Annotated in this window: 23 protein-coding genes; 22 read left to right on the top strand and 1 reads right to left on the bottom strand. The window is 58.6% G+C overall.

Features of this window, described 5'->3' with window-relative positions:
- The first annotated feature begins 14 nt into the window (after positions 1-14).
- The 22 genes from rpmC (at position 15) to HY962_17330 (ending at position 11,244) form a co-directional block, all read left to right on the top strand.
- Positions 15-218, top strand: coding sequence for a 50S ribosomal protein L29 (gene rpmC / locus HY962_17435; GenBank protein MBI5648719.1), 204 nt, complete (start codon positions 15-17; stop codon positions 216-218).
- A gap of 2 nt (positions 219-220) precedes the next feature.
- Positions 221-502, top strand: a complete 282-nt coding sequence (gene rpsQ / locus HY962_17430) for a 30S ribosomal protein S17 (GenBank protein ID MBI5648718.1) — start codon at positions 221-223, stop codon at positions 500-502.
- A gap of 14 nt (positions 503-516) precedes the next feature.
- A complete protein-coding gene (gene rplN, locus HY962_17425) occupies positions 517-885 on the top strand; it encodes a 50S ribosomal protein L14 (GenBank protein ID MBI5648717.1) in 369 nt (122 codons plus the stop codon).
- Between the two features lie 29 nt (positions 886-914).
- Positions 915-1,241: a 50S ribosomal protein L24 gene (rplX, locus tag HY962_17420; protein MBI5648716.1), complete on the top strand. Its 327-nt coding sequence runs from the start codon at positions 915-917 to the stop codon at positions 1,239-1,241.
- 16 nt (positions 1,242-1,257) lie between these two features.
- Positions 1,258-1,902: a 50S ribosomal protein L5 gene (gene rplE / locus HY962_17415; GenBank protein MBI5648715.1), complete on the top strand. Its 645-nt coding sequence runs from the start codon at positions 1,258-1,260 to the stop codon at positions 1,900-1,902.
- A 41-nt stretch (positions 1,903-1,943) separates the two neighbouring features.
- A complete protein-coding gene (locus tag HY962_17410; GenBank protein ID MBI5648714.1) occupies positions 1,944-2,129 on the top strand; it encodes a type Z 30S ribosomal protein S14 in 186 nt (61 codons plus the stop codon).
- A 48-nt stretch (positions 2,130-2,177) separates the two neighbouring features.
- A complete protein-coding gene (gene rpsH, locus HY962_17405; protein ID MBI5648713.1) occupies positions 2,178-2,567 on the top strand; it encodes a 30S ribosomal protein S8 in 390 nt (129 codons plus the stop codon).
- 40 nt (positions 2,568-2,607) lie between these two features.
- Positions 2,608-3,147, top strand: coding sequence for a 50S ribosomal protein L6 (rplF, locus tag HY962_17400; GenBank protein MBI5648712.1), 540 nt, complete (start codon positions 2,608-2,610; stop codon positions 3,145-3,147).
- Between the two features lie 35 nt (positions 3,148-3,182).
- Entirely contained in the window at positions 3,183-3,560 is a 378-nt protein-coding gene (locus HY962_17395) for a 50S ribosomal protein L18 (GenBank protein MBI5648711.1), read from the top strand.
- Positions 3,561-3,594: 34 nt separating this feature from the next.
- A complete protein-coding gene (rpsE, locus tag HY962_17390) occupies positions 3,595-4,113 on the top strand; it encodes a 30S ribosomal protein S5 (GenBank protein MBI5648710.1) in 519 nt (172 codons plus the stop codon).
- A 9-nt stretch (positions 4,114-4,122) separates the two neighbouring features.
- A complete protein-coding gene (gene rpmD / locus HY962_17385) occupies positions 4,123-4,308 on the top strand; it encodes a 50S ribosomal protein L30 (protein ID MBI5648709.1) in 186 nt (61 codons plus the stop codon).
- 34 nt (positions 4,309-4,342) lie between these two features.
- Positions 4,343-4,807, top strand: a complete 465-nt coding sequence (rplO, locus tag HY962_17380; protein ID MBI5648708.1) for a 50S ribosomal protein L15 — start codon at positions 4,343-4,345, stop codon at positions 4,805-4,807.
- A 13-nt stretch (positions 4,808-4,820) separates the two neighbouring features.
- On the top strand, positions 4,821-6,167 hold the full coding sequence (gene secY, locus HY962_17375; GenBank protein MBI5648707.1) for a preprotein translocase subunit SecY: 1,347 nt from the start codon (positions 4,821-4,823) through the stop codon (positions 6,165-6,167).
- Positions 6,168-6,189: 22 nt separating this feature from the next.
- Complete coding sequence (gene map / locus HY962_17370; GenBank protein MBI5648706.1) at positions 6,190-6,975, top strand: type I methionyl aminopeptidase; 786 nt, start codon at positions 6,190-6,192, stop codon at positions 6,973-6,975.
- The gene (infA, locus tag HY962_17365) at positions 6,968-7,186 is read left to right on the top strand and encodes a translation initiation factor IF-1 (protein ID MBI5648705.1); all 219 of its coding nucleotides are present in this window, start codon (positions 6,968-6,970) and stop codon (positions 7,184-7,186) included. Before map ends, infA begins: the two co-directional genes overlap by 8 nt.
- An 18-nt stretch (positions 7,187-7,204) precedes the next feature.
- Positions 7,205-7,318, top strand: coding sequence for a 50S ribosomal protein L36 (gene rpmJ / locus HY962_17360; protein ID MBI5648704.1), 114 nt, complete (start codon positions 7,205-7,207; stop codon positions 7,316-7,318).
- Between the two features lie 32 nt (positions 7,319-7,350).
- Positions 7,351-7,731: a 30S ribosomal protein S13 gene (gene rpsM / locus HY962_17355; GenBank protein MBI5648703.1), complete on the top strand. Its 381-nt coding sequence runs from the start codon at positions 7,351-7,353 to the stop codon at positions 7,729-7,731.
- Between the two features lie 57 nt (positions 7,732-7,788).
- On the top strand, positions 7,789-8,175 hold the full coding sequence (gene rpsK / locus HY962_17350; GenBank protein ID MBI5648702.1) for a 30S ribosomal protein S11: 387 nt from the start codon (positions 7,789-7,791) through the stop codon (positions 8,173-8,175).
- A 28-nt stretch (positions 8,176-8,203) separates the two neighbouring features.
- Positions 8,204-8,833: a 30S ribosomal protein S4 gene (gene rpsD, locus HY962_17345; protein ID MBI5648701.1), complete on the top strand. Its 630-nt coding sequence runs from the start codon at positions 8,204-8,206 to the stop codon at positions 8,831-8,833.
- Between the two features lie 69 nt (positions 8,834-8,902).
- Positions 8,903-9,907, top strand: a complete 1,005-nt coding sequence (locus tag HY962_17340) for a DNA-directed RNA polymerase subunit alpha (protein MBI5648700.1) — start codon at positions 8,903-8,905, stop codon at positions 9,905-9,907.
- A gap of 18 nt (positions 9,908-9,925) precedes the next feature.
- Complete coding sequence (rplQ, locus tag HY962_17335; GenBank protein ID MBI5648699.1) at positions 9,926-10,543, top strand: 50S ribosomal protein L17; 618 nt, start codon at positions 9,926-9,928, stop codon at positions 10,541-10,543.
- 107 nt (positions 10,544-10,650) lie between these two features.
- The gene (locus HY962_17330; GenBank protein ID MBI5648698.1) at positions 10,651-11,244 is read left to right on the top strand and encodes a YihA family ribosome biogenesis GTP-binding protein; all 594 of its coding nucleotides are present in this window, start codon (positions 10,651-10,653) and stop codon (positions 11,242-11,244) included.
- A gap of 35 nt (positions 11,245-11,279) precedes the next feature.
- Here the strand turns inward: HY962_17330 and polA are convergent, their stop codons facing one another.
- Positions 11,280-13,988 (bottom strand): DNA polymerase I, encoded by a 2,709-nt coding sequence (polA, locus tag HY962_17325; protein ID MBI5648697.1) that lies wholly within the window; start codon positions 13,986-13,988, stop codon positions 11,280-11,282.
- Positions 13,989-14,070 lie beyond the last annotated feature (82 nt).

Raw genomic sequence — 14,070 nt, 5'->3', positions numbered from 1 at the left:
GGACCGATCGCAAGATGAAAGCCACAGAAATACGACAAATGCCCACGCCGGAGCTGCTGGAACGCCTCACGCAGGAAGAGGAAAATCTCGCGCGCATGCGTTTCCAGGTCTCCACGAGCCAGCTCACCAACACCGCACAGATCCGTATCCTGCGCCGCGACATCGCGCGCATGCAGACGGTGCTGAGCGAACGGAAAAGCAGCGGAGAAGAGAAGTAACCATGGCACCCGAGACCGCCACCACGACAGAAAAACGCGCCTTCCGCAAGACGCGGACCGGCATCGTCGTTTCGACGAAAATGAACAAGACGATCACCGTCTCCATCGAGCGCCAGGTGCCGCATCCTCTGTACAGGAAGTACTTCAAGAAAACGAAGAAGTTTCTTGCACACGATGAACACGAAACTGCCGCATTGGGCGACAAGGTACTCATCATGGAGACGCGTCCCCTGAGCCGGCACAAACGCTGGCGCCTGGTTCGAATCGTCGAACGTGCACGCTAAGGAGGGGCCGAATCATGATCCAGGAAGAAACCAATCTCGTCGCAGCCGATAATTCCGGCGCAAAACGTATCCGTTGCATCCGCGTACTCGGCGGTTCAGGCCGTCGCTACGCCACGGTGGGTGATGTGATCGTCGTCTCCGTGAAGTCCGCCATCCCCGGCGGCGGCGTGAAGAAGGGCGAAGTGTCGAAGGCCGTCATCGTGCGCACGAAGAAGGAATACCGCCGTCCGGACGGTTCCTACATCCGCTTCGATGAAAACGCCGCGGTGCTCATCAATCAGAACCTCGAACCGCGCGGTACCCGCATTTTCGGACCGGTCGCCCGCGAACTTCGTGAAAAACAGTTCATGAAAATCGTTTCGCTCGCGAACGAGGTTCTCTGACACGCCCGCAAGACACAGGAAGAGTTCTCATGAATATCAAGAAAAACGACATGGTGATGATCATTGCCGGCAATTCGAAGGGCAAGACCGGCAAGGTGCTGCGTGTGTTCCCCGAAAAGCAGCGGATCATCGTGGAAGGTGTGAATCTCGTGAGCCGTCATCGCCGGCCCTCGCAGACGAACCCTCAGGGCGCCATCACGCGCCAGGAAGCACCCATTCACGTATCCAACGTGATGCTTCTCGATCCAAAGTCGAACACACCGACGCGCGTCGGCAAGGCCCAGATCATCGACGACAAGACGGGCAAAAGCAAGTTCGTGCGCCGAAGCGTCGCCAGCGGCGAAACCATCGACTAATCCCTAGACTACGATCATGGCTGAGACCAAAAAAGACAAAAAGTCCGCTGCGGCAAAACCCGCGGCAAAGACGAAGAAAGAGGTCGAGCACGGCGACGATCCTTCGGGAACTCCCCGTCTCTTCGAGCGGTATAAAACGACCATCGTGCCCGAGCTGATGAAGCGCTTCGGCTACTCGAGCGTGATGCAGGTGCCGGAACTCGAAAAGATCTCCCTGAACATGGGCGTCGGTGACGCAGTGCAGGATGCAAAGCTTCTCGACCAGGCGTTGAACGATCTCGAACAGATCTGTGGTCAGAAGCCGGTCATCACGAAGGCGAAAAAGAGCATCTCGAATTTCAAGCTGCGAGAAGGTATGCAGATCGGCGTGCGCGTCACGTTGCGTCGCGCGCGCATGTATGAATTCCTCGACCGCTTTATCGGGACGGCGATCCCGCGCATCCGCGATTTCCGCGGCGTGTCCGACAAATCCTTCGACGGGCGCGGCAATTACACGCTCGGTGTGAAGGAACAGATCATTTTCCCCGAAATCGACGTCGACAAGATCAGCCGGATTTTCGGAATGGACATCACCATCGTGACCTCGGCGAAGACCGACGAGGAAGCAATGGCCTTGTTGCAGGCCTTCGGCCTCCCGTTCCGGAAAAAGGAAGTCGCCTGACATCATCCATCGCCAATACGGATTAAACAGAGGAATTCATCGTGGCGCGTTTATCCTTGCGAGTCAAGCAGAAGCGGAAACAGAAATTTCCCGTCCGGGAGTACACACGCTGCCAGCGTTGCGGACGCGCGCGCGCGTATTACAGAAAGTTCGGCTTGTGCCGTCTCTGTTTCCGCGAGCTCGCGCTTCAGGGGTTGATCCCCGGCGTCCGAAAGGCGAGCTGGTAAGCGCAGGTTCATTCAGGAACGGAACAACCCAGGAACGGAAAAGAGACCATGACAGACCCGATTGCCGACTACCTCACACGCATCCGCAATGCCGTTCGTGCCCGCCACAAATCGGTCACGATCCCTGCGTCGCTGGTGAAGAAAAGCATCACGCACATCCTGTACGAGCAGGGCTACATTGCCGGATATTCCGTCATTGAGCACGCGGTTCAGGGCGCGATCAAAATTTATCTCAAGTACTCCGACGGCCGCTCGGCGATATCCGGACTCGAGCGTATCAGTACGCCCGGCCTTCGCAAGTACTCCGGAGTGGACGAGCTGCCCCGCACCCTCAACGGGCTCGGGTTGACTATCGTCTCCACGCCCAAGGGCGTGATGACAGACGCGCAGGCCCGCGGGCAGCACGTCGGTGGCGAAGTCCTGTGCAGGATTTGGTAACGGATCATCGAGAGCATTCAGCGTTCAGAGGAGTACGAGCGTGTCACGAGTTGGTAAAAACCCAGTAACCATCCCATCGGGCGTGAAGATCACCCGCTCCGACGCCGTCATCACGGTGAAGGGGCCCAAAGGCGAACTCACCTTCGACATTCATCCCGACATCATTGTCGACGTGCAGCCCGAAGCCGTCACAGTCACTCGCCCGAGTGACGTGAAGGAACACCGGTCTCTGCACGGAGCAACCCGCGCCGTGATCCAGAATATGGTCACCGGTGTGACGCAGGGCTTCAAGCGCAATCTCGAACTCGTCGGCGTCGGTTACCGCGCCGAAATGAAAAGTGATCGCCTGTTCCTGTCTCTCGGGTTCTCGCACCAGATAGTCTTTATCCCTCCGAAGGGAATCGCGGTCGCAGTGCCTGCTCCAACAAGCATCTCGATCGAAGGGATCGACAAGCAGCTCGTCGGCGCTGTTGCGGCGAAGATCCGCTCCTTCCGTCCGCCCGAACCCTACAAGGGGAAGGGTGTGAAGTATGAAGGCGAGCATATCCGCCGCAAGGCAGGCAAGACGGCCAAGTCGTAAACCCCGTATCGGAGAAGCCACGCAAAGAGGAACGTATGATCAGAAAGTCAATCAAGAAACGGGTGTCCACCAGGGACAAGCGCCGCGTGCGGATTCGGAAGAAAGTCGTCGGCACGCCCGAGTGTCCGCGTCTGTCTGTCTATCGCAGTCTCAAGCACATGTACGCACAGTTGATCGACGATACCGCCGGCAGGACTCTGCTCACGGTTTCGACGCACAGCGAAATGGTGCGCGCACAGCTCAAGGAACTCAAGGGCAAGGCGGCCGCGGCAAAAGCGGTGGGCATGGCTCTTGCGCAGGAAGCACTGGCGAAGAACGTTTCCACAATCGTGTTCGATCGCAACGGGTACCTGTACCACGGCCGCGTCAAGGCGGTGGCTGACGGGGCGCGCGAAGGCGGCCTCAAGTTTTAACGGAAACGCTGACACAAATCCCAAGGAGTGATCGTTGAGTAAAGTCAGGGCAAGCGAGCTCGAACTGAAAGAAAAGCTCGTGCAGATCAAGCGCGTCGCAAAGGTCGTGAAGGGCGGTCGCCGCTTCAGCTTCAACGCCATCGTCGTGGTCGGAGACCAGAACGGTCACGTCGGCATCGGTCTCGGCAAGGCGAACGAAGTAACCGACGCCATCTCGAAAGGCGTCGAGGATGCGCGCAAGAACGTGATGAAAGTGCCTGTCATCCGCGGGACCATCCCCCACATGGTCACCGGGAAATACGGCGCAGGCAAAGTCATCCTCAAACCGGCGACACCCGGAACGGGTCTGATCGCGGGCGGCGGCGTCCGGGCCGTGCTCGAATCCGCCGGCATTCAGGACATCCTGACGAAATCGCTCGGCAGCTCGAATCCGCACAACGTCGTGAAAGCGACGATGGCCGCGCTGTTGAACCTCGTCGATTCGCGCACTATGGCGCACCGCCGCGGCACGGGCATCACGCAGGTGTTTCAGCAGGCGCCCAAAACCGCATAAGGTGACAACATGGCCAAGCTGAAAATTACACAGACCAAAAGCATCATCGACCGCCTCGAAAATCAGAAGCGGACGATCAAGGCGCTTGGACTCGGCCGACCGAACTACTCGGTTGTGCATAACGACTCCCCCCAGATCCGCGGAATGATCCGCACCGTCGCGCATCTCGTGACGGTTGAGGAACTGCCGGAATAAGACTGGATACCACGCTAGCAGGATATCATCGATCATGAATCATCTCGGAAATCTCCACTACGCCGACGGCTCCCGTAAAAAGAAGAAGCGCATCGGCCGCGGTCAAGGCAGCGGTCGCGGCGGAACGTCGACCAAGGGCCACAAGGGCGCCCAGTCGCGTGCGGGTTACAAGCGCAAGCTCGGCTTCGAAGGCGGCCAGATGCCTTTGCATCGCCGGCTCCCGAAGTTCGGCTTCACGAATCCCAACCGTCAGGAATACGTGCCCGTGAACGTGTCACGGCTCGAGAAACTGCACGCGGACGGCAAGATCGCGGACGGTATCATAACACCGGAACTTCTCTATTCGCTCGGCATCGTGTCGACCAGGCGTTCGCTTGTCAAGATCCTCGGTAACGGCGATCTGGCCAGCAAGCTCACCGTAACGGCGCATGCATTCAGCGCATCGGCGAAAGAGAAGATTGAAGCGGCCGGCGGAAGCGCCACCGTAGTCACAGCGTAATCGCGGAATTCCCATGGCTGGATTTGCGGAAACATTTCGGAACATGTTCAAGATACAGGAACTGCGTCAGCGGATCCTGTTCACCATCGCCCTGCTTATCATTGTGCGCTTCGGCGCGCATGTCACCCTCCCGGGCGTCAACGCCTCGGCGCTCGCGAGTCTCATCGAATCGCAGCAGGGCCAGGGCGGCGGCCTCTTCGGACTCTTCGACCTCTTTGTGGGCGGCGCGTTCAAGAACGCTGCCATCTTCTCGCTCGGCATCATGCCGTACATCACCGCCTCGATCATCATCCAGCTTCTCGGCGCCGTGGTGCCGTATTTCCAGAAGCTGCAGAAAGAGGGCGGCGAAGAGGGCAGGAAAAAGATCACCCAGTACACGCGGTATGGCACCATCGTCATCGCGGCGCTGCAGGGCTGGGGCGTCAACGTGCGCCTTCAGAATATGACCCTTCCGAACAACGGCATGCCCATTGTCCCGCCTGAAGTGCAGGGCATCTTCTTCGCGATCTCCACCATGATCGTGCTTGCGGCCGCAACGATGTTCCTTATGTGGATAGGAGAGCAGATCACCGACCGGGGTATCGGCAACGGTATCTCACTCATCATTTTTATCGGCATCGTCGCGCGTCTCCCGCATGCGACCATCGCCGAATTTGCACGCGGCGAGAACATCATCATCGAGATCATCATCATCATCGCGATGGTGTTTATCACCGCGGGTGTGATCATGGTGACCCAGGGCACGCGGCGCATCCCCGTGCAATACGCGAAACGTGTTGTCGGACGAAAGGTGTACGGTGGTGTGACCCAGTACATTCCCCTGCGTGTCAACACCGCAGGCGTCATGCCTATCATCTTCGCGCAGTCCATCATGTTCATCCCCGAAACGATCACGATGTTCTTCCCCGAGAGTGAGTTCATGCAGACGATCGCGATCTGGTTCCAGATCGACTCCGTGCTGTATGTCGTGCTCTACGCGACGATGATCGTGTTCTTCACCTACTTCTACACCGCCATCTCGTTCAATCCTCAGGATGTGAGCGACAACATGAAGAAGCAGGGTGGATTTATTCCCGGCATTCGTCCGGGCGGTCACACGCGCGATTACATCGAGAACATTCTGACGAAGATCACACTTCCCGGATCCGTATTCCTCGCCCTTATCGCGGTGCTTCCCTCGTTCATGATCCGTCTGAACGTGACACCCGAATTCGCGCATTTCTTCGGCGGCACCAGTCTGCTGATCGTCGTAGGTGTTGCCCTCGACACACTCCAGCAAATTGAATCGCATCTTCTGATGCGGCATTACGACGGCTTCATGAAGAGCGGCAAGATTCGCGGCCGACTCGGAAGAAGCTGAGCTATCCGGTTACTACATCCACATGATTCATCGCAAGAACCAGAAAGAAATCGACCTCATGCGCGAGAGCTGCCGCATCGTCTCGGATGTGCACCGCCTCCTTGCCCCGCTTTGCAAGGCGGGCGCGCGTTTGTCGGATCTGGATGCGATGGCCGAGGACTTTATCCGCGCAAATGGCGGGCGTCCGGCATTCAAGGGGTATCCCGCGCCGTCCCGTTCGGTCTCCGCTTTCCCGTCCACTCTGTGCGTCTCAATCGATGATGAAGTCGTGCATGGAATCCCCGGGGAGCGCGTGATTCAGGACGGCGAGATGGTTTCGATCGATGTGGGCGTGGAGAAGAACGGCTGGTACGGCGATGGCGCCATGACCGTGATCGTCGGCAAGGGCACGCCCGAGAAGGAGCGCCTGCTTGCGGTGACACGCGAGTCGCTGTTCCGCGGCATTGAATGCGCGGCCCCGGGCAAGCGTCTCGGCGACGTTTCGGCGGCGGTACAGGCGCATGTCGAGGAGAACGGGTTCTCGGTGGTGCGCGACCTCGTGGGCCACGGCATAGGCAAGAATCTTCACGAAGATCCGCCCGTGCCGAATTTCGGCCGCGCGGGAACCGGACCCGAATTGCAGCCCGGCATGACGCTGGCCATCGAACCGATGGTGAATTACGGCGGCTATCAGGTGCGGATCGCGTCGAACGGATGGACGGTGCTCACACGTGATGCCTCCGCCTCGGCGCATTTCGAACATACCGTGCTCATCACCGACAACGGTGCGGTGACGCTCACGGATCATTTTACGAGAGACAATGGCTAAGCAGGGACACATCACCGTCGACGGCGTCATCATCGACACGCTCCCGAACGCCATGTTCAAGGTGCGGCTCGACAACGGGCATGAAGTGCTCGCGCATGTGTCGGGCAAGATGCGCATGAATTTCATCCGCATCCTTCAGGGCGACAAAGTGACGGTGGAACTATCGCCGTACGATTTATCCAAAGGCAGAATCACGTACAGGTACAAATAGGAAGCAGCTGGAGACGTTATGAAAGTTCGTTCCTCCGTCCGCAAAATCTGCGACAAATGCAAAATCATCCGCCGGCAGGGTGTCGTGCGCGTGATTTGCGAAAACCCCAAACACAAGCAACGGCAAGGATAATCCGTTTACCGAGATTCTAGAAGGAGTGACGCGTGGCACGTATTGCAGGAGTCGACTTACCGAAGAACAAACATGCCGTAATCGGCTTGACCTACATCTATGGCATCGGGCGGTCGACAGCGGAGAAGATTCTCACTGAGGTGAAGGTTCCTCTCGACAAGAAGGTGGACTCTCTCACCGACGATGAAGTGAGCGCCATCCGAAACATCATCACCGCGATGAAGGTGGAGGGCGCAGCGCGCAGCGAGCAGCAGATGAACATCAAGCGTTTGATGGACATCGGTTGTTATCGCGGATTGCGCCATCGCCGTGGTCTGCCCGTTCGCGGACAGCGGACGCGCACGAATTCCCGCACGCGCAAGGGCCGCAGGAAGACGGTCGCCGGCAAGAAGAAAGCCGCGGCGAAGAAGTAGTCCCGCGCCGCGAAGAACGGATCATAGACGCAATGAAGGATACCAACAGGAGCTGTCGTGGCTAAATCTGTACGTAAAACAAAAAAGAAAATCCAGGTCGATACCACCGGCCGCGTGTATATCAAGGCGACGTTCAACAACGTGCTTGTCACGCTGACCGATGTGTATGGCAATACGATTTCCTGGTCCTCCGCAGGGAAACAGGGATTCAAGGGCTCGCGCAAGAACACGCCGTTCGCAGCGCAGGTGTCGGCCGAAGCCGCCGCAAAAGAGGCCTACGACCTCGGATTGCGGAAGGTGGAAGTGTTCGTGAAGGGGCCGGGATCCGGCCGTGAAGCGGCGATCCGTTCACTTCAGACCTCGGGTCTGGAAATCATGGCGATCCGCGACGTCACGCCGATACCGCATAACGGCTGCCGCCCGCCGAAGCGCAGAAGAGTGTAACATCTGAAGATCTAGGAGTAGAGACTGCATGGCACGATACCATGACGCGAGTTGCAAGCTGTGCCGCCGTGAACGGCAGAAGCTGTTTTTAAAGGGCACGAAGTGCCTGTCCGCAAAATGTCCGCTGGAGAAGCGTAATTATCCTCCGGGACAGCACGGACAGTCGCGGCGCACCAAGATCTCCGAATACGGAGTTCAGTTGCGCGAAAAGCAGAAAGTGCGGAAAACGTACGGGCTGAATGAGCGACAGTTCCGTCTGTATTTCGAGAAGGCGTCGCGCCAGAAAGGCATGACGGGTTCCAACCTCGTCAAAATGCTTGAACGGCGGCTCGACAATACCGTCTATCGCCTCGGCCTTGCACCGTCGCGCAAGTCGGCGCGCCAGCTCATCCTTCACCGCCATTTTGTTGTGAATTCGCGTTCGGTCAATATCCCGTCGTTCCTGCTTTCCCCGGGCGATGTGATCCAGGTTGTCGCGAGCAGCAAGAGCATGGAGATGATTCACGACTCCATGAAGCGCGTGCGCGACACGCAGATGCTCCCGTGGTTGAGTCTCGACAAAGCCAACCTGAGCGGCACGTTCCTGAACGTTCCGGAACGCGCCGACATTCCGCTGCAGGCCAACGAGCAGCTCATCGTCGAATTGTACTCGAAGTAACCGGCGTCGACCGCGCACGCGGGTGAGAATGTCGAATCACGCAGAACCCACCAGGAGATTCATCCACCAATGACCATGACCACGATTCAGATGCCGGACGGCATCGTCCTGGACGACGCGAGTTACTCCACCACGTTCGGACGTTTCGTCATCCAGCCCCTCGAGAAGGGCTACGGTGTAACGATCGGGAATTCGTTCCGCAGGGTTCTTCTTTCATCGTTGACCGGGTCGGCGATTGTCGCCGTCCGGATTGACGGCGTCATGCACGAGTTTTCCACGATTCACGGAGTCGTGGAAGATGTCACCGAGATCGTGTTGAACCTGAAGGAAATCCGTCTCAAGCCGATCAATCCGAAGGCCAACAAAATCACCATCTCGCTCCGCGGCCCGCACACGTTTACTGCGGCCGACATTCAGGCGGCATCGCCGGAGTTCGAGATCCTCAACCCCGAGCAGTATATCTGCACACTCGGGAGCGAGGCAAAATTCGACTTTGAAATTCGCATCGGCCGGGGCCGCGGCTATGTTCCCGCAGACGAGAACAAGCTGCCCGACCACACCATCGGCATCATTCCGGTGGATGCGATTTTCACACCGATCAAGAATGTGCGCTACGTGATCGAACCGACACGCGTCGGGGGCAGCACGGATTACGACAAGCTCACGCTTGAAATTTCTACCGACGGATCGATCACACCCGAGGACGCGCTTTCCCAGGCGGCGCAGATCCTGCTCGATCACGTGCAGATGTTCATCAACTTCGACATCTCGAAGAAGGATCAGGATACCGACAAGCAGGAAGACGACGAAGTTTCCCGCGTGCGGAAGATCCTCCTCACGACGGTCGACGAACTGGAACTTTCGGTGCGCTCGCACAACTGCCTGAAGGCCGCCAATATCAAGACGCTTGCCGATCTCGTCCGCCGCGAGGAGGCCGAAATGCTGAAGTTCCGCAACTTCGGCCGCAAGTCGCTCTCGGAACTGCACGAAATCGTCGAGCAGCATGGCCTCACCTTCGGGATGGACGTCGAGAAATATCTGAAAGACTATACACCTCAAGAACCCGCTTCATAAGTCCAACGAGTCGTTCGCATGAGACATAATAGAGAAGGCCGTAAGCTCAACCGCACCGCAAGCCATCGCCGCGCGCTGCTCTCCGCCCTGTCCACGGCCTTGATCAAGCACAAGAAGATCACGACCACGACGGCGAAGGCGAAGGAAACGCGCCGCATCATTGAACCCATCATCACCCGCGCGCGCGACGCGTTTCTCGAGGAGAAGAAGTCGGGCGAGGTGAATGTGCATGCGCGCCGCGTTGTTGCACAGTTCATTCGCGACAAAGACGCGGTGAAGATCCTTTTCTCCGAAATCGCGGAGAAGGTCGGCAAGCGCCCGGGCGGATACACCCGCGTGCTCCCGCTCGGAAACCGCCTCGGTGACGGATCACCGATGTCGATCATCGAACTCGTCGACTACAACGAGGCGCAGGACACGAAGAAGCGCAAGGCGCGCGTCGAGCGTTCGAAGCAGGCACAGGCACGCCGCAAGGTCGTCGACGAGAAGAAGAAAGACGGCCCAGCCGCCGCAGCACCCGCAGCAGCAGCGGCATCCGTCGAGGAAGTTCCGGTTGTCGACGAAGCGCCGGTCGCCGATGCTCCGGAAGCAGAGGAGCCGCAGGCCGACGCTGCCGCCGAAGAGCCGAAATCATAACTGGAAAAAAGTGAATGCCACAGGGCCGTAGAGCTTCTTGCTCACGGCCCTGTTTTTATGCGAGGTAACCGGATGTTGTGGCACGTTGAGTACGGATGGGTATCCCCATGACGGCTGTGTTTGAAACAAGCGCGGCGAAGGCCACGCAGTTTCCCGTCTCCGACGTGCCTGAAATCGTGTTTGTCGGACGGTCGAATGTGGGCAAATCGTCGCTGCTCAACGCGCTCACGGGGAAGGCCGGACTCGCAAAGGTAAGCGCAACGCCCGGGAAGACGCAGTTGATCAACTTCTTCCGCATCGACAACACGATGCGTTTTGTCGATCTGCCCGGGTACGGGTATGCAAAAGTGAGCGCCTCGATGCGCAGCGCATGGAGCGCGCTGATCAGCAGCTACTTCGACGCCTCGAGGCCCATCGCACTGGTTCTGCAGCTCGTCGATTCCCGCCTTCCGCTGCAGGCCTCGGATGCGGACATGATTGCATGGTTTGTCGCGCAGCAAATGCCGCTGCAGATCGTCCTCACAAAAGTCGACAAGCTGAATCAATCGCAGCGCGCCACACAGGGACGGACGTTGCTCGCCGCAATCCGCGAGTTGGGGTGCGGATCAACGCTGCTCGGTTTCTCGGCGCTCAAGGGCATCGGAAAACCGGAGCTGATCCGCACCATTCTCACCGCCGCGAGCGCGCCCCGGTATCGATAAAAGCCGAGTGCGCTGACCACACGCCGGCAGCGCCGTTAGTGCGCTTCCAGCCAGTTCCGCCCGGTGCCCGCTTCGACCTCGATCGGAACGCGAAGCATCATCGCCGTCTTCATGCGCGCGGCAACGAGCGACTGCAGTTCCTCGAGTTCCTCGAGAGCGGCCTCGAAAACCAGTTCGTCATGAACCTGGAGCAGCATGCGCGAGCGCAGCTTTCTCGCTCTCATGTCGCGCTGGATGTTGATCATCGCGATCTTGATCATATCGGCGGCGGTGCCCTGAATGGGAGCGTTGATCGCCATCCGTTCGGCGAACATCCTGACGTTGCGGTTTTTATTGTTGATGTCGGCGAGGTAACGCCGCCGCCCCATGAGCGTTTCGACATACCCGTTCTTGCGCGCGAATCCGATGGTGCTCGCGATGTACTCGTTGATTTTCGGGAAGCGTTCAAAGTACACGTCGATGAGATCCTTTGCGTCGGCGTTTGGTATGCCGAGCCGCTGCGCGAGGCCGAAGGCGCTGATGCCGTAGAGGATGCCGAAGTTGGTCGTCTTCGCGACACGCCGCATCTCGGCCGTCACCTCCTCGGGCGGAACGTTGAACAATGTCATCGCGGTGCTGCTGTGAATATCGGCACCGCTTTCGAACGCCGCCAACATCCCCTCGTCACCCGATATCTCCGCCGCAAGCCGCAGTTCGATCTGTGAATAATCGGCCGACAGAAGCAGCATGTCGTCGCCCTCCGCGATGAAAGCGCGGCGGATCTCGCGTCCCGCCTCCGTGCGTATCGGGATGTTCTGCAGATTCGGATCGGTGCTGCTGAGCCGGCCTGTGGCTGCGACCGCCTGATTGTACGACGTGTGCACTCGGCCGGTTCGCGGATTGACCATTTTAGGGAGCGCGTCGACGTAGGTCGATTTGAGCTTGGTAAGCTGGCGGTACAGCAGTATCTCGTCGACGATGGGATGTTTGCCCTGAAGCGACTCGAGCACCGAAACGTCGGTCGAATACCCGGTCTGCGTCTTTTTTCCCGCGGGCAGTCCGAGTTTGTCGAACAGAATCACTCCGAGCTGTTTTGTCGATCCGATATTGAACTCCTCGCCCGCGTGTGTGTGGATGCGTGTGGTTGCGCCGTCTATCATTCCCTCCATCTCTTTCGAGATGTCGGCCAGGGCATCGGTATCGATCTTGATGCCCGCTTCCTCCATCGCGCACAACACCGACACCAGCGGGAATTCGATATCCTCGAGCAGCTTCTCCTGGCCTGTCGCGGCGATGTCGCGGCGCATCGCATGAGCGAGCTGCAGTGTGATGTCCGCATCCTCGGCGGCGTATTCCGCAACCACATCCACCGGCACGTCGGCCATGGACTTCTGATTTTTTCCGGATCCTATCAAGGCGGAGATCGGAATCGGCGTGTATCCCAGCATACGTTCCGCGAGGCCGTCCATGGAGTGTTCGCCGTCGGGACTCAGTATATACGAGGCGATCATCGTGTCGTATATGGGTGTCTCCGCCGTCACACCCGCGCGATGGAGGACGAGATAATCGAATTTGAGATTGTGCCCGATCACCGTGCGCGTGCCGTCGAAAAGAGGAGCCACTGCCGCGGCAATATCCGCACTCGAAAGTGCCGTGTTCGCCGGGACATACCACGCCTTGCCGGGAATCGCCGAAAACGACATCCCCACCAGGTCGCAGGCCAGGGCGTTCGTACCCGTAGTTTCGGTGTCGAAACAGAATTCGCTCGTGCGCGAAAGCTCGTGTACCATTGCGGCCAGGGCCTGCGCACTGTCGACGGTGACGTACTCGTGCCGCACCGTGGATGCGGCGCGAAGCGCGGAAGTGGGGGCGGGCTCCGAGTCGGTTCCGGTTTCGGGAGTGTCGTCGAGGCGGAGCAGAAAACGCTTCAGCTCGAGTTCGGTGAAGAGTTCACGCAGCAAAGCGACATTGCGCGGCTTCGCGCGCAACTCGTGGGGATCCACATTCACCGGCGCGTCGACGTCGATGGTCACAAGCTCGCGTGATAGATAGGCCATGTCGCGCTGCTCGAGCAGCTTTGTGCGCACACTCACCTTCTGCACGGCGTCGATGTTTTCGTACAAGGCGGGAATGGATCCGAACTCCTGAATCAGCGGTATGGCGGTTTTTTCGCCGATGCCCTTGACGCCGGGGATATTGTCGGAAGCGTCACCGATCAATCCGAGCACATCGATCACCTGGTCGGGGCGCACACCGAACTTTTCGCGTACACCCTCAAGGCCCACGCTCTCCCAGACGTCCGAGGTCTTACCGGGCCGCAGAATGCGCGTCGTATCGCTGACAAGCTGCATGTAGTCCTTGTCGGGCGTGACCAGCACACATTCGAGGCCTTCACGCTCGCCACGCTTCGCGAGTGTGCCGATAATGTCGTCGGCCTCCCAGCCCGGCATCTCGATTACAGGAATGCGGTATCCCTCCACGATGCGCTTGAGGAAGGGCAATTGCTCCACCATGTCGTCGGGCATCTTCTCGCGCGTGGCCTTGTACTCGACATAGCGTTCGTGCCGAAACGTGGGCTCCTTCGTATCGAACGCGACGACGATGTGATCGGGTTTTTCCTCGGAGAGGATTTTTTCCAGCGTGCTTACGAAGCCGAAAACGGCGCTGGTGTTCATGCCTTTCGAGTTGATGAGAGGCCTGGAAATAAAGGCGAAATACGCGCGGTACGCGATCGCCATGCCATCTATGAGGTAGAAACGTTCCATATCATCGTCCTGTGAATCCGGTAAGATACGGAATGGGAAGACAGGACGCAGTCCGGTACACGCGGGATGTTCTGCCGGAATC

Source organism: Ignavibacteriota bacterium, from assembly GCA_016218045.1.
Classification (GTDB): domain Bacteria; phylum Bacteroidota; class Ignavibacteria; order SZUA-365; family SZUA-365; genus JACRFB01.
Note: the sequence above shows the minus strand (reverse complement) of the source record. Positions and strands in the feature narration are given on the sequence as shown.